Origin of the sequence: Paenirhodobacter sp. CAU 1674 (genome assembly GCF_029222945.1) — a bacterium.
GTDB lineage: Bacteria > Pseudomonadota > Alphaproteobacteria > Rhodobacterales > Rhodobacteraceae > Rhodobacter.
On the sequence record NZ_JARHUH010000003.1, the window covers coordinates 379,452 to 401,096 of the forward strand.

The following is a 21,645-nucleotide window of genomic DNA, read 5'->3' on the forward strand; positions in this document are numbered from 1 at the left end:
GATGGTCTCACGCGGCCTTGGGCGTGGCAACGGTGGTTGCGCGGATTAAGGCTAAATTCACGCGGCTCTGCGAAGGTTCGGCCCGGGTCAGGATATGGGACGAATGCCGGATGATGAGTGCCAGCATCACGGAGAAATTGGCGCAGGAACGGCGTGCCAGATTGGCGGCAGAGCGGCTGCTGGAACAGAAGAAGCGCGAGCTTTTCACCGCAAATCAAAAGCTTGCACTACATGCGCGGGCGCTGTCGGATCAAATCGTGCAGCAGCGTCATGGCCTGCAGCTTGCCTTGACAGAGGCCGAATCGCTGAAGGGGGAAAACAGCAAGGTCCGGGTCGATCTGGAACGTGCCAATTGCGTCGCACTGATCGCACAACGCCGGTTGTGGGACGCGCTGGAAACCATCCGCGACGGATTCGCGGTCTATGACAGCGACCTGCGGCTGGTGGTCGCAAATCGTGCCTATATGTCGTTCTTTCAGGGGGAAATCGCGGTCACGGCAGGCGTGAGCTATGATTCCGTTCTGCGCATTGCCGCGACCAAAGGCATGGTCGAGATGGACGGGCGCGACCCGCCGGACTGGCATCACGACATGATCGCGCGCATCCGGCGCGATCAGATCGAACCTTTCACCCTGACCACCCGCCACGGCCGCCACCTGAAACTGATCGACCGCTGGGGCGCCGATGGCGATCTGGTCTGTCTGGTGCAGGACATCACCCATATCGTCACGCGCGAGGCGGAACTGGAAGAGGCGCGGCAAAAGGCAGAGGCCGCCAATCGTGCGAAATCGGCTTTCCTCGCGAATATGAGCCACGAAATCCGCACCCCGATGAACGGTGTCGTGGGCATGGCCGAACTTCTGGCCGATACCGATCTGACCGAGGAACAACGGCTGTTTGCTGAAACCATCCGCTCCTCCGGCGAGGCGTTGCTGACGATCATCAACGACGTGCTGGATTATTCCAAGATCGAGGCCGAACGGCTGCGGCTCTATCCCGAAGTGTTCGATCTGGAACGCTGCCTGCATGAAATCATGGTGTTGCTGCAGGCCTCGGCCAAGGACAAAGGCGTCAAGCTGCTGGTCGATTACGACCTGTTCCTGCCGACCCGTTTCATCGCCGATCCCGGGCGGCTGCGGCAGATCCTGACAAACCTTCTGGGCAATGCGGTCAAATTCACCGAGGCCGGGCATGTGCTGGCCCGCGTCGTCGGTTTCGAACGCGAGGCGGGGCAATACGAGTTGCATGTGACGGTCGAAGACACCGGCATCGGGATCGCCCCGGAACATGTCGATCACGTCTTTGGCGAATTCAACCAGGTCGAAAGCACCGCGAACCGCAAGTTTGAAGGCACGGGGCTGGGGCTGGCCATCACGCGCCAGTTGATAGAGCTGATGGAGGGCACGGTCTGGGTCGACAGCGAACTGGGCGCAGGATCGTGCTTCGGCTTCAAGATCACCGTGCCGCGGGCGGAACCGGCCGATCCGATCGACAAGCCCGGCCAGCAGATCACGTTGAAGGCGGCGATGGTGGTCGACGACCTGCTGGTCAATCGCGTCATTCTGGAGCGGCAGCTTGAAACCTACGGGCTCGACGTCACCTTGTGCCGCACCGCAGCCGAGGCATTGCGGGTGCTGGACGATGGCGCCACCTTCGACATCGTGCTGACCGATCACAAGATGCCCGCGCTGGACGGATTGGAACTGAGCCGCCGACTGCATGATCGCGGGATCCAGACCCCGATCCTGCTTTTGACCTCGGACCCCGACGCGCTTCAGGCGGCACAACAGAAATTCGGCATCGCGGGCTGTCTGGAAAAACCGGTCTTGCGGTCCGAGCTGTTTCACACCCTGCAGCGGCTGTCGCACCCCGACGCGGCACTGCCCGAAGCGTGCGCCACATCCGACCCGCCGCCGCCCACCGCCGCGCTGCGGCAAATGCGTGTTCTGGCGGCCGAAGACAACCGCACCAACCAGCTTGTTCTGCGCAAGATGGTCAAGGATTTCGACATTGATCTGCATTTCGCCGACAATGGGCACGAAGCGATCGAAAAATGGCGCATGCTCCGCCCGGACCTGATCTTCATGGATATTTCGATGCCTTCTGTAATGGGGCCAGTGCAGTCAATGGGTAATTTCCAAACGAACGCACCTTCGAAGCTGAGCGCTACGAGGGCATGGCTCGACGGAACGGACAAGTCTTGGCAGGTACCCCCCTCTGGCGCTTTCGATACTGTTCCATCGGTTATGATCCTACACCGGTTCGCGCTTCTGTCCGTGGTCGACGCAGTGGTCGCCAACTTGATGCTGGTTCATTGCGGTTTCCGTGCGCCTATCTGAGATACGTGCTCGAAGCGGAGGCTCCGGCGACAAGGCATCGAGCGGCGTCATCGGAAACCGCGTCCTGGTGAGGACCTCGATGGCCGGGACTTACGACGGCCAGATTGTTGTTTTCATTCGCGGCGGCTCGACGGGCTTGCTTTAAACCTGTCTGACGGCCTGGAATTCTGTGTTGTCGACCCACATGCGATGCAGAATTACGCCCATCCTGCGGGCCAGCGCGACTGCCGCTCGTTTCGCTCCACGCCGACGAACAACCCGCTCCGCCCATGCGCGCAACCAAGTCTGCTTTTTCGAGCGGTGGATCACCACTGTGGCTGCTTGATAAAGCGCGGTCCTCATGTCCAGATCGCCAGCTTTGGTGATGCCGCCGACAATGTCCGTCTCGCCGGATTGGTAGCGACGAGGGGTCAAACCGATTGCAGGACCGACATCCTTCGACCGCCGGAACCTGCCGGGGTCATCGATGGAGGAACGGACAGTCAGAGCGACGACCGCGCCGATGCCGGGCATCGTCATCAGCAAGCGACAAACCGGATCCTCGCGCGTGATGTCCCGGGCCATGCGTTCAAGGCGCACAAGCTCGCTGCGCAACGCAGATCGGGCCCTGAGCATCGGTTCGATTGAAAGCTGGATGAGCCTGTTGCCCTCGGTCAATTCGCGAACCCGGTCTTCAAAGCTGACCTTGCCGATCCGACCAAGTCGAAGTCCGAAATTGCGCAGCATGCCCCGAATAGACAGCTCGATGTTGACTGCGGCGCTTTGCACGCATCGGCGCGCACCGAGAAGCACCCTCAGCTCCTGCGCGGAAAGCGACTTGCAATGCACCGGCCGAAACCAGCCCATTTGCAGCAAGCGGGCCAGGCCAGCAGCATCGCGGCGGTCGGTCTTTACCGGCGCCGCTCTCAAGGCGGCTTTCACCTGCCGCGTCTCCATGAGCACCACTGGCAGTCCAAGGTCGGTCAAAGATTTATGAAGCCACTGGGACAAGGGTCCGGCTTCGATACCGATCGCCTCCACCACGCCCGGCATGCCCCTGATGCAGTCGCTCAATGCGCCGGGGTCACTGGCAACTTTCGTTTCCTTCACAAGCTTGCCGTGTTCGTCCACGGCGCAAACCGCAGAATTCTCGAGAGATACATCAATGCCAACGAAAACACCCATGGGTTACTCCCCTCTTGTTCCAAATGACAGGCAGCTTGAATCAAGCGACGAAGCGTCCGAGTTTCCCAGCGAGAAAAGTTCGGGTTTCGATTCCGCGCCGGGCGGCCGCCCCATTACGGCATCTGAAATGGACGGGCGTGAAGCCACCCGTGCGATCCGCTCGGAAGAGGTCGTGACGGGGGGGCATGTGCCGATTTGCGCACTGACCGCGCATGCGATGACCGGCGACAGCGACTCGATCTTCGCGGCGGGCGCCGATCACTATCTGACCAAACCCCTGAGGAAGACCGCCCTGGCCGAGAAAATCGCGCAATATTGCCCCAAAGAGGCGCGCGCGGCCATTCCGCCCTCGGAATAGCCGCGGCGGCGCCTACACCCGGATGCCGTAGCGCGTGATCTTGTCATTGAGCGTGCGCCGCGCAATCCCCAGCGCCTGAGCCGCGCGTTCGGTATTGCCACGGCAGCGTTCCAGCATCGCGCGGATCTCGCGGGCCTCGAAAGCGGCCACCTTTTCGGTCAGGGTCTGGGGCGCGTCCTGGGCGACGGCTGGCGCATCGGGCAGTTCCAATCCAAGTGCGACCCGTTCGGCCAGCGCCTTCAACTCGCGCACGTTGCCGGGCCAAGGGCGGCGCTGCAATTGCTGACGGAACTGATAGGAAATCTCGGGCGGCGGGCGACCATAGCGCCGGGCGGTCAGCCCGGTGAAATGCGTGAACAGAAGCGCGATGTCATCGCCAAGCGCGCGCAGCGGTTCCAGCGCGATCTCGGCCCCTGCCAGACGGTAGAACAGATCGGGGCGAAAGCTGTCGTCCAGCGACAGGCGGCGCAGATCGGTCTTGGACAGCGCGATGATCCGCAGATCCAGCGGGCGCGGCGTGTTTTCGCCCAGCCGCTCGACCTGCCGTTCCTGCAAGGCCCGCAGCAGCTTGACCTGCGCGGCGGGCGGCATCGCCTCGACCTCGTCCAGCACCAGCGTCCCGCCCGAGGCCACCTCGAGCTTGCCGGGCTTGTCCTGCGCACCGGGGAAGGCGCCTGCGACATGGCCGAACATCTCGATCTCGAACAGGCTGTCGGGCAGGGCCGCGCAATTGATCGCCACAAAGGGCCCGTCGGCCCGCGGACTGGCCAGATGCAGCGCGCGCGCCGCCAGTTCCTTGCCGGTGCCGGTCTCGCCGGTGATGATGACATCCAGATCCAGCGGCGCCAGCGCGGCGATCCGGGCCCGCAGTGCCTCGATCGCGGCGGATCTGCCCAATATCTCGCTGCCGTCCTTGCGCAGCAATTCCGATTGCAGGCGGCCCAGTTCGGCGCGGGTCGCGGCGGCGCGCAGGGCGCGGTCGACGACCGCCAGCAGATGCGCCGCGTCATAGGGCTTTTCCAGAAAATCCTCGGCGCCCATCCGCATCGCGCGCACAGCATGGGGCACGTCGCCATGGCCGGTGATCAGGATCACCGGCAGACCCGGCGCGCGGGCCTTGACGGCATCAAGCAGCGCGAACCCGTCCATCCCCGGCATCCGCAGATCGGTAATCATCAGATCGGGCCCCGGGCGCGCGGCCAGCGCCGCCTCGCCCGAGGCGAAGCCGCGCGCCTCGAAACCGCTCGCCTCGATCAGATCGCACAGCGCGGCCCGATGATCGGCGTCATCCTCGACGATATGGATCAATGCGGTCATGCCTGCGCCTTTTCCAGCAATGGCAGGACGGCGGTCATCCGCGTGCCGTGACCGGGGGTGGTCTCGATGTCCAGCCGTCCATGAAATTCTGACAGGATGGCTTGCGAAATGGCAAGCCCCAGGCCCAGCCCTTCGCTGTTGGCCTTGGTGGAAAAGAACGGCTCTGTCACGCGGGGCAGGTCTTCGGCGGCGATGCCGGGGCCGGTGTCGCTGACCGTCAGGCGCAGGTCATCGCCCTGCACGGTCAGCGTCAGCGCAACCGCCGCGCCCGCGCGCCCCTCGACCGCATCCAGCGCATTCAGCAGCAGGTTCACCAGCACCATTTCCAGCCGCACACGCCCGGCCTTGACCCGCAGCATCCGGTCCGGGGCCTCCAGCACAGGGTCAACCCCCACGGCCCGGGCGCGCGGCTGCACCAGTTCCAGCGCGTTTTGCGCCGCGCCAAGCGCGTCGACCTCCTCCAGCTGACCGCTTTCCTTGCGCGAGAAGGATTTCAGATGCTTGATCGTGCGCTGCATCCGCCGGATCAGGTTGCGCGCCGTCTCGATCCGGGCCCCTGTCCGCTCGGGCGCGCGTTCGAGCGAGATTTCGGCAGCGGCCAGCGTGGCCTCCATCGCGGCCAGCGGCTGGCTGACCTCGTGCACGATCGCGGCGGACATCCGGCCAAGCGCGGCCATCTTCTCGGAGTGGATCAGCGTTTCCTGGGCATCGCGCAATTCGGCCTCGGTCTGGCGGCGGGCCTCGATCTCGCGGGCGAGCATTCGGGTGCGTTCGGTAACCTTGCGTTCAAGCAGGTCCGACTGGCGCAGCCGCAGCGCGACAAGCTGGCGCCGCTGGCGCTGGATCTTGGCCAGTCCGATCCCGAGCCCCCAGGCCAGCGCCGCGCCGCCGCCCCAGCCAAGCGCGGCCAGAACCGCAGGCAGGACCGGCGCCGCGGCGAGCATCCGCCATTCGTCGCTGAAGGGCGCGCCCCGGGTGCGCATCCGCGCGCCGGTGCCGTCGAATATCCAGCCCGCAGCACCCTGCAACAGCGGTTCGGCCGCGTTCACCTCGGCCCCGAAATAGGTGCGCTGCGCACCAAGCCGCTCCAACGCCTCGGGCGAGAGCGGGTCCAGCGGGCGATAGCGCCAGGCCGGTTCGCCCGACAGAAAGACGATCCCGTCCACATCGGCCACCGCAATCGCCTGATCGGCGGCCGTCCACGCCTGTTCCAGCGCGTCCAGCACCACCTTGACGACAACCACACCCTGTTTGCCATCGGCCAGATCAATGCGTGCGGCCAGAAAATAGCCCGGCGTGCCGGTGGTGACGCCAATCGCATAGAACGCGCCGACGCCGGTCGTGATGGCCTCGCGGAAATAGGGGCGAAAGCTGTAGTTGTTGCCCACGAAGCTTTCGTCGACATCCCAATTCGAGGCCGCCAGCGTTTGCCCCGCCGCATCCATCAGATACAGATGGCTTGCCCCGGCCAGCCGGGTCACACGTTGCAGATAACGATTGGCGGCGTCGATGGTGGTGGGGTCTTGGGGATTGCGGATCGCGGCCTGCACCCGGGCATCCTCGCCGGTCACCTTCGGCAGATAGCGAAAGCGGTCGATTTCAGTTTCCAGCGCGCGCAGCGACAGGATCAGGCTTTGCTCAAGCCGCGCGTCGATCTCGGCCACGGTGCTGCGCCAGGCCAGCGCGCCTGCGATCAGCGCAACCGCAATCACCGGCAGAACCGTCAGCAAAGCGGGCGCGCGCCAGGCGCGCGGCCCCTGTCTTGCGGATCGGGTCTGTCCGGGATCGTGGGTCATTTCGCCTCGCAGGGGTGCAGGCGGATCGGCTTGTCCGGCCGGGCCCCCAGCGTCACACAGTCCACCCCGCACAAAAGCCACCCCGAGGGTGTTTCCCCCGAGGCGGCCAGCAGCAGTTCGCTCACCGGCGGGCTGTCGGGCACCCAGACCCACCAACCATCGACAAAGCCGCCATCGGGCCCGGGCTCCATCCCGGCGCCCGAGCCTTTGACGGCGGCTTCAACCAGATGCATCCGGTCGCCTTCAACCTGCCAGACCTCGCGCCAGCCCTCTTTCTCGACGGAATGGGTCCATTCGAGGGTGAACTGGCCCGAGGTCGAGAGCGCCACAGTCAGCGCCCCCGCGATCAGGCAGCTGCTCATGCCACCGCCGGGCGACGGCGCAGCCACAGCACGGCGAAGAAGGCCGCGACGCAGGCAAAGCCCAGCTCGTCGGTCAGTGCCAGTGCGGCCACCAGGAAGAACGCGCCTGCCATCGCAATCGCCCGCTCCCACAGCGCCAGCGGACGCCCGAGCCAGCCGATCACCGCCGCACCCCACAGGCCGATCGCCAGCACCGCCTTGAGCACGACATAGGCCACCGCCGGGGCATAGCCGATCGCCTCGGCCAGCGGGCCGCCGTCTTGCAGCATCAGCGCGGGGGTATAGACCGCGATGAAGGGCACGACGAAGCCGGCCGCCGCGACCTTGACCGCCTCGAAGCTGATGCGCAGGCCGCTTTCCTTGGCAATCGGCGCCGCGGCGAAGCAGGCCAGCGCCACGGGCGGCGTCAGATCCGCCAGAATGCCGAAGTAGAACACGAACATGTGGCTGACGATCAGCGGCACCCCAAGCGCCAGCAGCGCCGGGCCCGCGATCGACGAGGTGATGATGTAGTTCGGGATCGTCGGAATCCCCATCCCCAGCACGATGCAGGTGATCATCGTCAGTACCAGCGACAGGAACAGGCTGTTCTGGCCGACGCCCACGATATACTGGCCAAAGGTGTTGGCCGCGCCCGTCAGCGTCATCACACCGATGATGACGCCCACCAGCGCACAGGCAATGCCCACCGGCAGCGCGGTCTTGGCGCCCTCGGCCAGGCTGTCACGGCACAGGGCCAGCGTCTCGCGCCCGCCCTTGGAAAACACGCTGATCGCGATCAGAACCGCCAGCGCGGCCAGAACGATGTTCAGCCCCATCTTGAAGAACGCTGCCGCGATCAGCCCCAGGAACACCCAGAAGATCACGCGCAAAATACCCGCCGGCAGGCCCAATGCGACCGAACCGCCCAGGATCAGCAGGCCCGTCAGCGCCAGACCGACCGTGCCAGCGAACAGCGGCGTGTAGCCGGAAAACAGCAGGTAGACCAGAACGCCCAGCGGCAGGATCAGGAACCATCCCTCTTTCAGCGCCTGTTTGGCCGAGGGCAGCTCCTCGCGGCTCAGCCCGCGCAGGTTGCGCTTGCCAGCCTCCAGGTGGACCATCCAGAAGACGCCAAGGAAATACAGGATCGCCGGGATCAGCGCGGCCTTGACCACCTCGACATATTCCACGCCCAGCGTTTCGGCCATGACGAAGGCCACGGCGCCCATCACCGGCGGCATGATCTGCCCGCCCATCGAGGCGGTGGCCTCGACCCCGCCGGCAAAGGCCGGGCGGTAACCGAAGCTTTTCATCAGCGGGATCGTGAACTGCCCGGTGGTCACCACATTGGCCACCCCCGAGCCCGAAATCGTGCCCATCAGCCCCGAGGACAGCACCGACACCTTGGCCGCGCCGCCCATCTTGTGCCCGACAAGGCCAAGCGAGACATCGGTGAACAGCTTGATCATCCCGGCTTTCTCAAGGAAGGCGCCGAACAGGATGAAGAGGAAAATATAGGTCGCCGAGACATAGACCGGGATGCCGTAGATGCCTTCGGTGCCATAGGTCAGATGCTCGATCACCTGGCTGAAATCATAGCCGCGATGGTCCAGCGGCGCGGGCAGGTATTCGCCCCACAGCGCGTAGGACAGGAAAACGCCCGCAATGATCGGCAAAGCGGGGCCCATCAGCATCCAGGCGGCGCAGAAAATGGTGACCAGCGCCGCGACACCCAGCACGATGTCAATCATCAGCGGATCGCCGGCACGCATCAGAAGCGGCGTATATTCGACCCATTGATAGGCCGCGACAGCAACGCCGATCGCCGCCAGAAGATAGGCAAAGACCTTGCTCAGCGGGCCGCGATGCTTGGCAATCGCCAGCAGCGGCAGGCCGATCGCCAGCAGGAAGCCGACGTGAACCGCCCGCACCACCTGGCTGGGCAGGTCGATGACATGCGCCGCGATGGCGACCTGAAACACCGAAAACGCAAAGGCGAGCCAGAACAGCACCCGGCCTTCCAGCGTTTCAGGAAAGCTTTCGGCCAGCGGATCGTGCAGCCCGAGCTGGTCGTCGGGCAGGTGATGTGTGTTCTGTTCCATGATATCCTCCCTGCGATGGGGGCCCGGCGCACCGGGCCGCCCACAGACTGTCCCCGATCAGAGCAGACCTTGCTCTTTGTAATAGCGCTCGGCGCCCGGGTGCAGCGGGATGGGAGAGCCCTTCACGGCCTCCTCGATCGAAATGCCCGCCGCAGCGCTATGCGCAGCCTTGAGCGTATCGAGGTTTTCAAACAGCAGTTTGGTCATCTGATAGGCGACTTCGTCCGAGACATCCTCATGCGTGACAAGGAAGTTGACGACGGCCACGGTCGGCACGTCTTCGGCCTGGCCTTCATAGGTGCCCGCCGGGATCGTGCCCGCGACATAGGGCGCACCCAGCGAGGCCGCCACCTCGGCCGGGACCGACACGAAGGTGATCGCCTGCGAGGTCGACAGATCCTTCAGCGCGGCATTGCCCAGCCCCGAGGATTGCAGCGTCGCGTCCAGCTGCCGGTTCTTCAGCAGTTCGACCGATTCCGAGAACGGCAGATATTCCAGCTTGCCCAGATCGTCATAGCTCATGCCCGACGCGTCAAAGATCGCCCGCGCGTTCAGCTCGGTCCCCGATTTCGCTGCGCCGACCGACAGGCTCTTGCCCTTCAGATCGGCGACCGTCTTCACGCCGCTGTCGGTCAGGGCCGCAATCTGGATGACGTTCGGATAGATCGCCGCAATCGCGCGCAGCTTGGTCAGCGGCGCCTTGAAGCCGACCTCGGCATTGCCTTCCCAGGCATATTTGACCGAATCCCCCAGAGCGAAGGCCAGTTCACCCTTACCCTGCTGCAGCAGGTTCAGGTTCTCGACCGAAGCCTTGGTCGATTGCACCTGGGTGCGCGCGCCGTCGATGCCCTTGGCATAGATGTCCGACAGGGCCACGCCGAGCGGGTAATACACGCCCGAGGTGCCGCCGGTCAGAATGTTGATGAATTCGCTGGCCTGTGCGACCGGCGTGGAAACAGCGATAGCCCCGGCGACCAGCGCGCCGAGCTTGAAGCTCCGAAACATTGCATCCTCCCAAATGTCCGTTCCCCGCCTCCCGCGGGGCCGCCGCAAGCGTGACCGGAAAACCTGGGCAAGCAAACCCTTTTGATGCAACCGGCCAAAACTTCGTGGCAATCCCCCGCTCTGGCTATGGCCGGTTTCTGCCGCGGGTTAGTGCGCCTTCAGGCGGCGTTGGTTTGTGGGCTGCTGTGCGAATGCGTGCGAATGCGTGCTGTTGCGGATTTGCAAGGGTCCGCATTGCGCCCCGTTTGCTTCCAGCGGCCCATACCAAACGCGGACAGCCCCGCGTGATGCGAGGCTAACGCATTGTAATTACTTCGGTATTTTTGGTTGCGGGAGGGCGCAACAGACGATCTCTGCGAAATGGGGATAGGAATGCAAAAACCTCCGCGGCGGGGCCTGCGGAGGTTTCGCAATTATCGTTGGTTGCGGGGGCGTGCAACCAACGATACCTGCGATTGGTCGAACGCCAGATCCCCAAGCTCGCAGCGTAATGTAACTCGTTGCCGTCGTTTGGAAACCCCGATTTTCGAACCACACACACCTCGCATTTAGCTCCAGAGATTGGTTAGCCCCTAAAGGGCACGAGGTTTGTTCCCACGGTTTGACGGTGGGCTCCATTCGCTGGAATGGAATGAAGCATTCATTATGGGACAATCGCGTCACGGCTGTGCCACGACCACGCACGCTACCCGCGCAACAATAATGTGGGATAGCCCGCCACTGATGGTGTGGATGGCCCGACCCACAGCATCGCATTGTGCCCGGATGGGTCTGGATACAGCGCCCCGAAAGGAGCCGTCCATAGAACACCCATCCACAACATCGAGCGCCTGCTTGCTTCTGCTCAAGACCTGCCAGACGCCGCGCGACCAGTGTTGTGGACAGGCTGGCGGCACAGTTCCGAGGCACGCAGGATCAGATCGAGGACGTGGCCGCACGGATCGGCGAGGTGCAAGCCGGTGACGCGCTTGCACGCCGTCTGGCAACGGTGCCCGGGGTCGGCGCAATCTCGTCCAGAGCCTTCGCCGTGACGACACCAGACGTGAGCGCCTTCCGACGCGGTCGCGATTACGCAGCCTTGTTCGACCTGACGCCCCGGTCCCATTCGAGCGGCGGCAAGGAAAGGCTGGGACGGATCTCGAAGGTCGGCAACTTCCAACTGTGCCGATTGCTATACCCGGGCGCCATGGCGGGATCCCGTCCGCTGATCTGCCACGCATCTCGGCTGATCAAGGCGGCTTGGCGAGTTGCGGGAACGTAGGGCGCGACGCTTGGCGGCCACAGGCTCAGAGCCAGGTCGAAGACTCGATTGACGTTCTGTGAAATAGTCACTAGTAAGTAAGTGATCACTAACTAAATGATATCGAGTGATGCGAAAATCAGCAGAGTTGCGCAAGGCCGAGATCGTCGCGACCGTTCTCGAGATGGCGGACCGGATCGGCCCGGATCGCGTGACCACGGCAGCGGTCGCGCAACAGATCGGAGTGACCCAGGCGGCGCTGTTTCGGCACTTTCCGTCCAAGGCAGAGCTTTGGGGCGCGGTCGCCGAGCATGTCACCGACACGCTGGCGACGGCTTGGGAGGCAGCACTTGAAGATGTTTCGGATCCGTTGGAGCGGGTGCGCGCGCTGGTGGCGGCCCAACTTGGGGTGATCGCGCGCACGCCCGCGATCCCGATGCTTCTGTTCTCGCGGGAATTGACCACCGAGAACGAGGTTCTGCGCGGCGCCTTCCGAGAGCGCCTTGGCGTGTTTCACGAAACGCTCGAGGCAGACCTCGCCGCCGCACAGTCACAGGGCCGGATAGCGGCCGATCTCCGGCCGCGCGATATCGCCTACCTGCTGAGTTCGCTCGTTCAGGGCGCCGCGATCCGCTGGGCGCTCGGGCCGCGCACCACATCAATGGAAGAGACGGGGCTCGCGCTGCTCGATGTGCAGCTGCGCCTCCTCGAGTGCAGGAAGGATCGCTGAGAGATGCGCAAGAGCTGGTTTGTCGTCGGGGTTGCCGCAATTGCTCTGGCAGGTGGGATCTGGGTGATGCGCCATCGCCCGCTGCCGGTGCAGGTGCTCTCGCCGGAGACCGATGTCACTTTGCGACTCTATGGTCTGGGAACCGTCGAGGCACGTGTGCTGAGCGAGGTTGGCTTCGAGCTGGGTGGCGCCGTGCAGAGCCTGTCCGCAGATGCGGGCGATCGCGTTCTGGCCGGGCAGGAACTGGCGCGTCTGCATCCCGAGGAACAACAGGCGCGCGTGGCCCAAGCCGAGGCCGGGGTGGAAGCGGCACGCGCGGCGCTCGCCAAGGCGGAAGCGGCCCTGCCACGCGCTCAGGCGGTATTGTCACAACGCGAGGCGGCCAATACGCGCCAGCAGGAACTTGCACGAACGGACCGGGCCTCGAAGCAAAGCGCGGAGGAAACCCAGCGCGATCTCGATGTGGCGCGCGCCGATCTCGCTGTGGCCGAAACCGAACTGATGGTGCTGCGGGCTCAGGCGGCGGAGGCGGACGCCAATCTGCAATCGGCCCGCACGCTTCTCGAAAAGCACGTTCTGGCCGCGCCCTATGATGCCCTGATCATTGCGCGCAAGGCCGAGGCTGGCACGGTGGTCAAGGCGGGTGACACGATCTTCAGCCTGATTGATCCGCAGACGATCTGGATTCAGGCCTATATCGACGAGGAGCGCGCGGGCCAGCTTGCGCTGGGGCAGGTGGGCGCCATCCGTCTTCGTTCGCGCCCGCAACAAGAGTTTCATGGCAACATCGTGCGGATCGGGTTGGAAAGCGACCGCGTCAACGAGGAGCGCAAGGTCTGGCTCGCCTGCACGGATTGCCCCGCCGAAATGTATCTGGGCGAACAGGCCGAGGCTCTGGTCACGACCGGTCATCGCGATCGGGCCTTGATGGTGCCCGAGGTCGATATCATCGGCTTTGATGGCGCGTCGGGAACGGTCTGGATCGCGCGGGATGGGGCGCTGGCACAGGCGACCCTGGAGTTCGGTGCGCGCGACGATCTGGGGCGTGCCGAAGTGACGGGCGGGTTGCCGGAAGGGGCGAAAATCGTCTCGCCAGTTCCCAAGGATGCGGTCGATGGCCGCAAGGTTCGCATCGGGGCGGGCGCATGAACCTCGCGCTCAAGGACATTCGGCACAGTCTCTTTCGCTTTATCCTGACCTGCTTCGGGCTGGGGTTGCTGATGACTGTCGTGCTGGCGATGATCGGGATCTATAACGGTCTCGTCTCGGATGCGCTGGCCGCGGTGAAAGCGCCGCGCGCGGATCTCTGGGTCGTCGAGGCCAATACGCAGGGGCCCTTTGCCGAGGCGTCTTCGCTGCCTGCCGCGACACGCGATGCGGTCGCGCGTCTTCCGGGGATCGCCGAGGCGGGCGCGATCACTTACCAGACCATCGAAGCGCAGCACGGGACGCAGACGCTCCGGCTATATGTCATCGGTTACGAACGGGGTCGTCCCGGAGGTCCGTCCACCGTCACCGAGGGGCGTGGGCTTGGGCGCAGTCATTACGAATTGGTGGTCGATCGAAAGTCAGGGCTTGAGGTGGGCGACACGATCCGTCTTGGACGCAACCGGTTTACCGTCGTCGGGCTAACGGAAGACGCGATGAATTCCGGTGGTGATCCCGCAGTTTTCATGACGCTTTCCGACGCGATGGCCCTGCAGAGCGAACTCGATCCCGCAGCCGAGCGGGTCCGCGCGGCCCGTGGAGCGGCCTCGCCTGACGCCAGCAATGTCGCGGCAGTCATCGCACGGATCGAGCCAGATGCAGATGTCGCGCGGGTGGCTGCGACGATCCGGCAATGGAAACATCTGGGCGCTCTGACCCAAGCGCAGCAAGAAGAGCTCCTGCTCGCTTCGGTCGTCGATCGCGCGCGCCGACAGATCGGGCTGTTCCTGGGAATCCTGCTCACCGTCTCGGCAGTGGTGATCGCGCTGATCATCTACACGATGACGATGGAGAAGCTGAAACAGATCGCGACGCTCAAGCTGATCGGCGCGCCGGATCGCACGATCCTCGGTCTGATCGTCCAGCAGGCGTTGATCCTGGGTGCCTCGGGCTGGGCGATCGGGCTGTCGTTGATCCTGCTGGTGAAAGACAACTTCCCGCGTCGGGTGGTGCTGGAACCAACCAACGCTTTGGTGCTCTTCGGGATCATCATCCTTGTCTGCATCCTGGCATCCGGATTGGGGATCCGCGCCGCGCTCAAGGTCGATCCCGCGACGGCGCTGGGAGGTTGAAATGGCGATTGGTGATCTTCTCGTCGATGTGTCGGGTGTGGCCAAGCATTACGGCGAGGGCGAAACGCGTGTCGATGCTTTGCGCGCGGTCGATTTGCAGATCCATGCAGGTGAGGTTGTGGCGATGCTCGGCCCTTCGGGGTCGGGCAAGACCTCGCTGCTCAACATCATCGGCTGCATCGTCGATCCGTCCGCAGGCCGGCTCGTGCTCGATGGCGAGACGGTGTTTGATGGCCGCTGGCTGCGTGGCAACCTGCGCCAATTGCGGCTCGACAAGATCGGTTTCATCTTTCAGGCGCATAACCTTTTGCCCTTCCTCACCGCCGAGGAGAACGTCTCTGTCGTGCTCGATCTCGCAGGGTGGAAACCCGCGGCGGCGCAAACGCGGGCGCGAGAACTGCTGGACTATCTCGAGGTCGGACACCGCGCCGGGGTAAAGCCTGCACATCTGTCGGGCGGAGAGGCACAGCGCGTCGCCATCGCGCGCGCTCTGGCGAACCGACCCCGGATCATCCTTGCCGACGAGCCGACGGCTGCGCTCGATTCCGTGCGCGCTCAGCTCGTGATGGACCTCTTGCGCAAGCTCGCCGTCGAACAGGAAGCCTGCATCCTCACCGTGACACATGACGAGAAGATCTTCGACCGCTTTGATCGGCTGATCCATCTGCGCGATGGGCGCCTGAGCACGGAGTAAGGCACGCGGCCGCCACCCCGGGAGGCTTGGGGTGCGGTGAAAAAGCGTGGTCCAGGCAGCAGGTCAGGATGCGCCCCCGTTTCCCAGCTTCATGTTCTGCGCGGATGGCGAATGGCTGACTCGCAAACACGGGCCGTCGCGACGTAGGCAACGGAGGAAGGTCCACATCGCCTTGGACACTAAAACCGGCAACATACGCGCAGTCGACTCCACCTCGAGCCGTCACGGAGACAGCCCTTTCCTGCCCGCCTTGCTAGAGCAAATTCCCGAGACGAGGCGATAGCTACCGTCATCGCGGACGGCGCCCATGACACGCGACGATGCCACTGTGCGATCATGGACCGAGACGATCATGCCGTCATGCCAATCCGCCGGAACGGGCACAGCTGGAAAGAAGGTTGCCCCGCAGCCTCAGCCTGGAACGAGATCTTGCACGCGACGCGACGCCTTGGATGAGCGCTCTGGAAGCGATGGACTGACTATCACGTCCGAAATCGGGGCGGGGCTCACATGAATCGCCTGAAGCTCTTTGGCGAGCGGATCATATCGCGAGGCCCTGACCGCCAGGCCGCCGAAATCCAGATCCGCATCCTTCGCGGCTGTGCTCGAACTGGTGGCGCCTGCCGCTTAGTTATGAACTGCTTCCCGGCCCTCGGCCGCGCAAAGATTGAGGCTATTGTCTGAAGGTTGACGGGAAAGGAGACCGTCAGCCCGAACGTTGATTGGCACGACAACGGCCCGTCTCGCATTCATAAAATCAGTATTTGAAATGCCAATTCATAGAAGATAGCATGAGACGCAAGTTCAAGCTCGTGAGAATCCCATGCCCTCCGCCGCATCTTCCCAAACCAGGGCGGCCCCGCTCACCGTTCGCCGCTGGGCGCCCAAAACCCGCATGATACGCGGCTGCTGGAATATCCCCCCCCCGGACGCCCCCGTCGTCACGCCCGACCTCGTGCTTGCCCCTCCTTGCCGGCTGGAGGGCGGACGGCGATCACCTCGGCTCTGGCGGAAGGCTCCTTCGACCGGACGCTTGCGGCTCCCAGGCCGAGACCTTTCGGTGTCGGGGGTGAGCTTCTGGCGGCGCGACTTACCGCGATCCATCCACCACTCCACGATATCCGCCTCGACCTGATCTTGACCGAGGCCGCAGCACAGACGGAACGAGACCTGACATGACGACAAGCTCGGAACAGATGCGGACCTGGAACGGTCCAGCCCTCCTGACCTTTGGGTTTCGCCCCTTCTTTCTCGGGGCCGGGCTATGGGCTGCGAGTGCGATGACGCTGTGGCTCCTGATGCTCTCGGGTGCGGCGGAGCTACCGACACGCTTCGATCCCGTGACCTGGCATGCGCACGAATTCCTGTTCGGGTATCTTGGGGCTGTGATCGCAGGATTTCTGCTTACGGCAGTCCCCAATTGGACAGGGCGTCTTCCTGTCGTCGGCTGGCCGCTCGGCATTCTGTTTCTCCTTTGGGTGATTGGTCGCATTGCGATTGCTGTCGCGATCTACCTTCCGGTTTGGAGCGTGGCTCTGGCAGATCTTGCCATGCCCGTTGTATTGGTCGGCGTCCTGACGCGCGAGATCGTCACGGGCAAGAACTGGCGCAACCTGATCGTCCTAGGAATGCTCATCACCTTTACGCTCGCGAATGCGACGTTCCATTGGCAAGCAGCAACAGGCGCCTTCGCTGCTGGCGATCTCGGGCTCAGGGCTGGGCTCGGAGCCGGGATCATGATGATCGCCGTCATCGGGGGGCGTATCATTCCCTCGTTTACCCGAAACTGGCTGGTCAAGCGACGCGAGACCCGGCTCCCAACCCCGCCGATGCAGCGGTTTGACCGGGCTGCCCTGCTCATTCTTCTGGTCGCCCTGCTGTTCTGGGTGGTTTCCCCCGAAAACCTCATCTCCGGTGCGATCCTAATTGCGGCCGGCGTCACGCAAGCGATACGCTTGGTCCGGTGGGCCGGGAGGCACACCTTGTCCGAACCGCTGGTCTGGGTCTTGCACGCCGGCTATGCTTTCCTCGCACTCGGAGCCTTGGCTCTTGGTTTTTCCACCTTCTGGCCGGGCCTTCTGACGCAAGCCGCGGCCCAGCATGTCTGGATGGCCGGCGCAATCGGGCTGATGACGCTGGCGGTGATGACCCGGGCGACATTGGGGCATACAGGCCAGACCCTGACCGCGGGAACAGGAACGCGGACGATTTATCTCGGCCTGATCGGTGCCGTCCTGGCGCGGCTGATAGCCGGTCTTGCGCCCGGAGCTGCCGGGGCGCTCTACGCGATTTCGGGCCTCTGCTGGATCGCGGCCTTCGGAGGTTTCGCGATCCTCTACGGACCGCTGCTCGTTCGTCCAAGGATGACGACGTGACGCTGTGGAATGATCTGAGCTTGCGCGCGCTGTTGTGACGTCCTGCGTCAGCCAGTCCTTGCCGATAGGTCCGCCACTTCGGCCGATCCCGGGGCGCGCCTCGGGCTGACCGGTTCTGGATTGTCCTGTTCGGCGTTGTCGATTGCCGTCGTGATCTGGCGGATCGTGGCGGCCGGGCGGGCCGCTGTCATCTGGATCTCTCTACGAGTCCGGATCGTCGATCAATGGGTTAGGCTTTGCAAATCTCTCGAGATCCTGTTGATCGCTGATGTTGACCCGATTGCCCTGGACAGTGACGCCATAGGCCTGCAACCCCCTGAAGGCGCGGCTCAGGTTCTCGGGGGTCATTCCGAGGTAGGACGCCAAACGACGTTTCTCGAACTCCAGGTCGAACTGGGAACCAGCCCCCACACGCGCCTGCAGCCGAAGAAGATAGTTCGCAAGTCGCTCCTGAGAGGTCCGTAATTTCAGCTCCTTCTTGGTCTTCACGACGGAACGGTAGCACTGCGCCAGCTCTGCCACGATGGCGCGCGCGAAGAAGTTGTCGACGTCAAATATGTTGCGCACGTCCTGACTGGGGATGAGAGCAATCCGGCTTTTTTCCAAGGTTCGGGCCGACATCAGGTAGGGCGCGCTCTTGATCGACGCCGCGAGGATGAACGTCGACACCGGCCGAGCGGTCGCCATGCTGGTTTCCCTGCCGTTCCAGACCGAGAAGAGATCGACGGACCCAGAAAGGACGACATGCAGAAAATCGCTTGGTTCTCCCTCGGTTATCAGTTCGATCTGCGGAGGAAAGTTCTGAACGTAGGCGCCGCGCATCAGCGTGCTGAAGTGCGCGTCATCCATGCCCGAAAAGAGGTCCAGCCTCCGGACATCGGGAGAATCTGATTCTGGTATGCCCAATCGCACGGCCACCCTCCGCTTGATATTCATCACTCTATCAATTGATAAATGTCAATATGAGTTCCGGACTCTTCAACTCAAACATTCTACAAGTTTCAATCGACAAGTCGTAATATTTCCGCAACCCATTTATTTTTACAGGAAATTACCGATTACATGATCTAAATCAAGAAGATCAGTTACTCTGGGTTGCATGTCTGACGGCGATCCCTTTTGGGGCGGAAGCAATGACAACACCGGAGGCTCTGTCATGCAGACCACAGCCACAGCCTCGCGCTCGGACCAGACTCGAGCCCTCGGGCTTAGCACGGTAGCCTTCACTGCCTGTTTTGCAGTGTGGACGATCTTTTCCATCATCGGTGTCGCGATCAAAGGCGAGTTGGGACTGACCGAGGCTCAATTCGGCCTGCTGGTGGCCACGCCAATCCTGACCGGCTCCGTCACACGTCTGTTTCTGGGCGTTTGGACCGAGAAATACGGCGGCCGCCTAGTCTTCTCCGCACAAATGTTGCTGACCGCGCTTGCAACCGTGCTGCTGACGCTCGCGCACAGCTACGTCATGTACCTGATCGCGGCCTTGGGCATCGGCCTGGCTGGCGGCTCGTTCATCATCGGTGTCGCCTATGTCAGCCGCTGGTACGATGCCGGCCATCAGGGCACAGCGCTCGGCATCTTCGGAGCCGGGAATGTCGGCGCGGCGGTGACCAAGTTCGTCGCCCCCTTTGTCATGGTCGCCTATGGCTGGCACGGCGTTGCCTACACTTGGGCCGCGGGCCTTGCCCTGATCGGTGTGCTGTTCTTTCTTCTGGCGAAGGACGATCCCGAACTCGTCGAGCGTCGTACCAAGGGCATTGCAGCCCCCTCTCTGGCCGAGCAGTTCGCGCCCTTGAAGAACCTGCAGGTGTGGCGCTTCTCGCTCTATTATTTCTTTGTGTTCGGTGGCTTCGTCGCGCTTGCCCTGTGGATGCCGCACTATCTGATCGAGGTCTACGGCGTCGATGTGAAGACCGCGGGTATGGCCGCGGCCTCGTTCAGCCTCTCGGCCTCTCTGTTTCGTGCCTACGGCGGGCATCTTAGCGACAGGTTTGGTGCCAGAACGGTCATGTACTGGACCTTCGGCTTTTCCCTGATCTTCCTGTTCATGCTGTCCTACCCGCCGACGGACTATGTCATCCAGGGCAAGGAAGGGCCGATCGCCTTCTCGACCGAACTGGATTTCTGGCCCTTCGTCATCATGCTGTTCGGCCTCGGCTTCTTCATGAGCCTGGGCAAGGCGGCGGTCTTCAAGCATATCCCCGTGTATTACCCGGGGCATGTGGGTGCCGTTGGCGGCCTTGTCGGCATGATCGGCGGTCTGGGCGGTTTCGTCCTGCCGATCGTTTTCGGCGCGGCCCTCGATCTGACGGGCATCTATACCTCGTGCTTCGCCCTCCTGGCTGGCCTTGTCGTGATCATGCTGGCCTGGATGCACCTGTCGATCCGGGCAATGGAGCGGGCTGCCCTCGGAAAAGAGCTGGGCGCCCTCCCGACCCTTCCCGAACTGCAGGAGGTTCATGTCCCGGGGAAAACAGACATGCCGCGGATGCTGGAAGACTGGCAGCCCGAAAATGCGGAGTTCTGGGCTGAAAGGGGCCGCCGGATTGCACGCCGCAATCTCTGGATCTCGATCCCGGCGTTGCTTCTGGCCTTCTCGGTCTGGATGGTCTGGTCGATGGTCGTGGCTCGGCTCCCCGCGATCGGGTTCGATTTCTCGACCAGTCAGCTGTTCTGGCTGGCCGCGCTTCCCGGCCTCTCGGGCGCGACGCTCCGGATCTTCTACAGCTTCATGGTGCCGATCTTCGGCGGCCGGTTGTGGACGACGCTTTCGACCGCCTCTCTGCTGGTGCCGGCCCTGGGGATCGGCTACGCGGTTCAGAACCCTGATACGCCCTACCTGATCTTCCTCACTCTGGCGCTGCTGTGCGGCTTCGGAGGCGGCAACTTTGCCTCGTCGATGGCCAATATCGCCTTCTTCTTCCCGAAGGCGGAAAAGGGCAATGCGCTGGCGCTGAATGCGGGGCTCGGCAATCTCGGGGTCTCGGTCATGCAGTTCCTGGTGCCGATCGTCATCACCGCCGGCGTGTTCGGGGCGATGGGCGGCGCACCGCAGACGCTGACGACGGGCGGCGAGCTCTGGATGCAGAACGCGGGCTTCGTCTGGGTGCCCTTCATCGTGATCTCCACCGTCGCCGCCTGGCTCGGCATGAACGATATCGCCGACGCCAAGGCCAGTTTCCGCGAACAGGCGATCATCTTCAGCCGCAAGCACAACTGGCTGATGTGCGTCCTCTACACCGGCACCTTCGGCAGCTTCATCGGCTATTCGGCCGGGTTCCCGCTGCTGACCAAACTCGCCTTCCCCGACATCAATGCGCTGCAATACGTGTTCCTTGGCCCGCTGGTCGGCGCACTGAGCCGGGCCGGCACCGGCTGGATCAGTGACCGTTTCGGGGGCGGGCGCGTGACCTTCTGGACCTTCGCGGGCATGATCGTCGCAACCTTCGCGGTCATCGCCTCGCTCGGGGCGGGCAGCTTCGGCGGGTTCTTCGCGGCCTTCATGGCGCTGTTCTTCCTCACTGGGGTCGGCAATGCCTCCACGTTCCAGATGATCCCCGCGATCATGGGGCGTGAAGTGCCGCGCCTCATGCCGGAACTGGAAGGCAGCGCCCTGCGCCGGCAATCGGAACGCGAGAGTGCGGCGATCATCGCCTTCACCAGTGCCATCGCCGCCTATGGGGCCTTCTTCATCCCCAAGGCCTATGGATCCTCGATCGCGATGACCGGATCCCCCGTCGGCGCGCTTTGGGCCTTCCTAATCTTCTACGTCATCTGCCTGGCGATCACATGGGTCTACTACACCCGGCGCGGTGGCCTGCTGCATGACCTCGAGCACGGCAACCGTCCTGCCGCCATCCTCCCCAAAGCCGCACAATAGCCGATGCCCAGACCCGGGCGGC

16 protein-coding genes and 2 pseudogenes are annotated in these 21,645 nt (G+C 63.5%); 10 read left to right on the forward strand and 8 right to left on the reverse strand.

Annotated features, from left to right (window positions below):
* Nucleotides 1-113: 113 nt before the first annotated feature.
* Complete coding sequence (locus P2G62_RS06405) at nt 114-2,339, forward strand: response regulator (protein ID WP_275734054.1); 2,226 nt, start codon at nt 114-116, stop codon at nt 2,337-2,339.
* Nucleotides 2,340-2,480: 141 nt separating this feature from the next.
* Here the strand turns inward: P2G62_RS06405 and P2G62_RS06410 are convergent, their stop codons facing one another.
* The gene (locus P2G62_RS06410) at nt 2,481-3,503 is read right to left on the reverse strand and encodes an IS110 family transposase (RefSeq protein ID WP_096807319.1); all 1,023 of its coding nucleotides are present in this window, start codon (nt 3,501-3,503) and stop codon (nt 2,481-2,483) included.
* A 112-nt stretch (nt 3,504-3,615) separates the two neighbouring features.
* Here P2G62_RS06410 and P2G62_RS06415 point away from each other — a divergent pair.
* Nucleotides 3,616-3,861 (forward strand): annotated as a pseudogene (locus tag P2G62_RS06415) (response regulator); the annotation flags it as partial.
* A 12-nt stretch (nt 3,862-3,873) separates the two neighbouring features.
* Here P2G62_RS06415 and P2G62_RS06420 read toward each other — a convergent pair.
* From P2G62_RS06420 to P2G62_RS06440, 5 genes are read right to left on the reverse strand one after another with little or no spacing between them, the layout of a single operon-like run.
* Nucleotides 3,874-5,178 carry a sigma-54 dependent transcriptional regulator gene (locus P2G62_RS06420; RefSeq protein ID WP_275734055.1) on the reverse strand — a complete coding sequence of 435 codons (1,305 nt, stop codon included), beginning with the start codon at nt 5,176-5,178 and terminating at the stop codon, nt 3,874-3,876.
* Nucleotides 5,175-6,974 carry an ATP-binding protein gene (locus tag P2G62_RS06425; protein ID WP_275734056.1) on the reverse strand — a complete coding sequence of 600 codons (1,800 nt, stop codon included), beginning with the start codon at nt 6,972-6,974 and terminating at the stop codon, nt 5,175-5,177. Before P2G62_RS06425 ends, P2G62_RS06420 begins: the two co-directional genes overlap by 4 nt.
* On the reverse strand, nt 6,971-7,336 hold the full coding sequence (locus P2G62_RS06430) for a DUF1850 domain-containing protein (protein ID WP_275734057.1): 366 nt from the start codon (nt 7,334-7,336) through the stop codon (nt 6,971-6,973). Before P2G62_RS06430 ends, P2G62_RS06425 begins: the two co-directional genes overlap by 4 nt.
* A complete protein-coding gene (locus P2G62_RS06435; RefSeq protein WP_275734058.1) occupies nt 7,333-9,420 on the reverse strand; it encodes a TRAP transporter permease in 2,088 nt (695 codons plus the stop codon). The genes P2G62_RS06430 and P2G62_RS06435 overlap by 4 nt, the downstream gene beginning before the upstream one ends.
* Before the next feature lie 57 nt (nt 9,421-9,477).
* Complete coding sequence (locus P2G62_RS06440) at nt 9,478-10,425, reverse strand: TAXI family TRAP transporter solute-binding subunit (protein WP_275734059.1); 948 nt, start codon at nt 10,423-10,425, stop codon at nt 9,478-9,480.
* Nucleotides 10,426-11,374: 949 nt separating this feature from the next.
* Here P2G62_RS06440 and P2G62_RS06445 point away from each other — a divergent pair.
* The 7 genes and pseudogenes from P2G62_RS06445 (at nt 11,375) to P2G62_RS06475 (ending at nt 17,743) form a co-directional block, all read left to right on the forward strand.
* Complete coding sequence (locus P2G62_RS06445; protein WP_275734097.1) at nt 11,375-11,686, forward strand: transposase; 312 nt, start codon at nt 11,375-11,377, stop codon at nt 11,684-11,686.
* A gap of 109 nt (nt 11,687-11,795) precedes the next feature.
* The gene (locus P2G62_RS06450) at nt 11,796-12,395 is read left to right on the forward strand and encodes a TetR family transcriptional regulator (protein ID WP_275734060.1); all 600 of its coding nucleotides are present in this window, start codon (nt 11,796-11,798) and stop codon (nt 12,393-12,395) included.
* Between the two features lie 3 nt (nt 12,396-12,398).
* The gene (locus tag P2G62_RS06455) at nt 12,399-13,544 is read left to right on the forward strand and encodes an efflux RND transporter periplasmic adaptor subunit (RefSeq protein ID WP_275734061.1); all 1,146 of its coding nucleotides are present in this window, start codon (nt 12,399-12,401) and stop codon (nt 13,542-13,544) included.
* Complete coding sequence (locus P2G62_RS06460; protein ID WP_275734062.1) at nt 13,541-14,674, forward strand: ABC transporter permease; 1,134 nt, start codon at nt 13,541-13,543, stop codon at nt 14,672-14,674. Before P2G62_RS06455 ends, P2G62_RS06460 begins: the two co-directional genes overlap by 4 nt.
* 1 nt (nt 14,675) lies before the next feature.
* On the forward strand, nt 14,676-15,368 hold the full coding sequence (locus P2G62_RS06465; RefSeq protein ID WP_275734063.1) for an ABC transporter ATP-binding protein: 693 nt from the start codon (nt 14,676-14,678) through the stop codon (nt 15,366-15,368).
* Nucleotides 15,369-15,471: 103 nt separating this feature from the next.
* Nucleotides 15,472-16,052: pseudogene (locus P2G62_RS06470) on the forward strand (IS5 family transposase); the annotation flags it as partial.
* Nucleotides 16,053-16,543: 491 nt separating this feature from the next.
* Nucleotides 16,544-17,743 (forward strand): NnrS family protein, encoded by a 1,200-nt coding sequence (locus P2G62_RS06475; RefSeq protein ID WP_275734064.1) that lies wholly within the window; start codon nt 16,544-16,546, stop codon nt 17,741-17,743.
* Between the two features lie 47 nt (nt 17,744-17,790).
* On the opposite strand, the gene P2G62_RS06480 is transcribed toward P2G62_RS06475, so the two are convergent.
* Both P2G62_RS06480 and P2G62_RS06485 read right to left on the reverse strand, forming a co-directional pair.
* Complete coding sequence (locus P2G62_RS06480) at nt 17,791-17,934, reverse strand: hypothetical protein (protein WP_275734065.1); 144 nt, start codon at nt 17,932-17,934, stop codon at nt 17,791-17,793.
* Between the two features lie 10 nt (nt 17,935-17,944).
* On the reverse strand, nt 17,945-18,679 hold the full coding sequence (locus tag P2G62_RS06485) for a helix-turn-helix domain-containing protein (protein ID WP_275734066.1): 735 nt from the start codon (nt 18,677-18,679) through the stop codon (nt 17,945-17,947).
* Nucleotides 18,680-18,899: 220 nt separating this feature from the next.
* Between P2G62_RS06485 and P2G62_RS06490 the strand changes: the two genes are divergently transcribed.
* Nucleotides 18,900-21,623, forward strand: a complete 2,724-nt coding sequence (locus P2G62_RS06490; RefSeq protein ID WP_275734067.1) for an MFS transporter — start codon at nt 18,900-18,902, stop codon at nt 21,621-21,623.
* Nucleotides 21,624-21,645 lie beyond the last annotated feature (22 nt).

Coding starts and splice junctions, on each gene's coding strand:
- P2G62_RS06455 (WP_275734061.1), top strand. CDS start 12,399: ATGCGCAAGAGCTGGTTTGTCGTCGGGGTTGCCGCAATTGCTCTGGCA.
- P2G62_RS06405 (WP_275734054.1), top strand. CDS start 114: ATGAGTGCCAGCATCACGGAGAAATTGGCGCAGGAACGGCGTGCCAGA.
- P2G62_RS06490 (WP_275734067.1), top strand. CDS start 18,900: ATGCAGACCACAGCCACAGCCTCGCGCTCGGACCAGACTCGAGCCCTC.
- P2G62_RS06485 (WP_275734066.1), bottom strand. CDS start 18,679: ATGAATATCAAGCGGAGGGTGGCCGTGCGATTGGGCATACCAGAATCA.
- P2G62_RS06420 (WP_275734055.1), bottom strand. CDS start 5,178: ATGACCGCATTGATCCATATCGTCGAGGATGACGCCGATCATCGGGCC.
- P2G62_RS06430 (WP_275734057.1), bottom strand. CDS start 7,336: ATGAGCAGCTGCCTGATCGCGGGGGCGCTGACTGTGGCGCTCTCGACC.
- P2G62_RS06475 (WP_275734064.1), top strand. CDS start 16,544: ATGACGACAAGCTCGGAACAGATGCGGACCTGGAACGGTCCAGCCCTC.
- P2G62_RS06435 (WP_275734058.1), bottom strand. CDS start 9,420: ATGGAACAGAACACACATCACCTGCCCGACGACCAGCTCGGGCTGCAC.
- P2G62_RS06480 (WP_275734065.1), bottom strand. CDS start 17,934: ATGACAGCGGCCCGCCCGGCCGCCACGATCCGCCAGATCACGACGGCA.
- P2G62_RS06465 (WP_275734063.1), top strand. CDS start 14,676: ATGGCGATTGGTGATCTTCTCGTCGATGTGTCGGGTGTGGCCAAGCAT.
- P2G62_RS06460 (WP_275734062.1), top strand. CDS start 13,541: ATGAACCTCGCGCTCAAGGACATTCGGCACAGTCTCTTTCGCTTTATC.
- P2G62_RS06425 (WP_275734056.1), bottom strand. CDS start 6,974: ATGACCCACGATCCCGGACAGACCCGATCCGCAAGACAGGGGCCGCGC.
- P2G62_RS06450 (WP_275734060.1), top strand. CDS start 11,796: ATGCGAAAATCAGCAGAGTTGCGCAAGGCCGAGATCGTCGCGACCGTT.
- P2G62_RS06440 (WP_275734059.1), bottom strand. CDS start 10,425: ATGTTTCGGAGCTTCAAGCTCGGCGCGCTGGTCGCCGGGGCTATCGCT.
- P2G62_RS06410 (WP_096807319.1), bottom strand. CDS start 3,503: ATGGGTGTTTTCGTTGGCATTGATGTATCTCTCGAGAATTCTGCGGTT.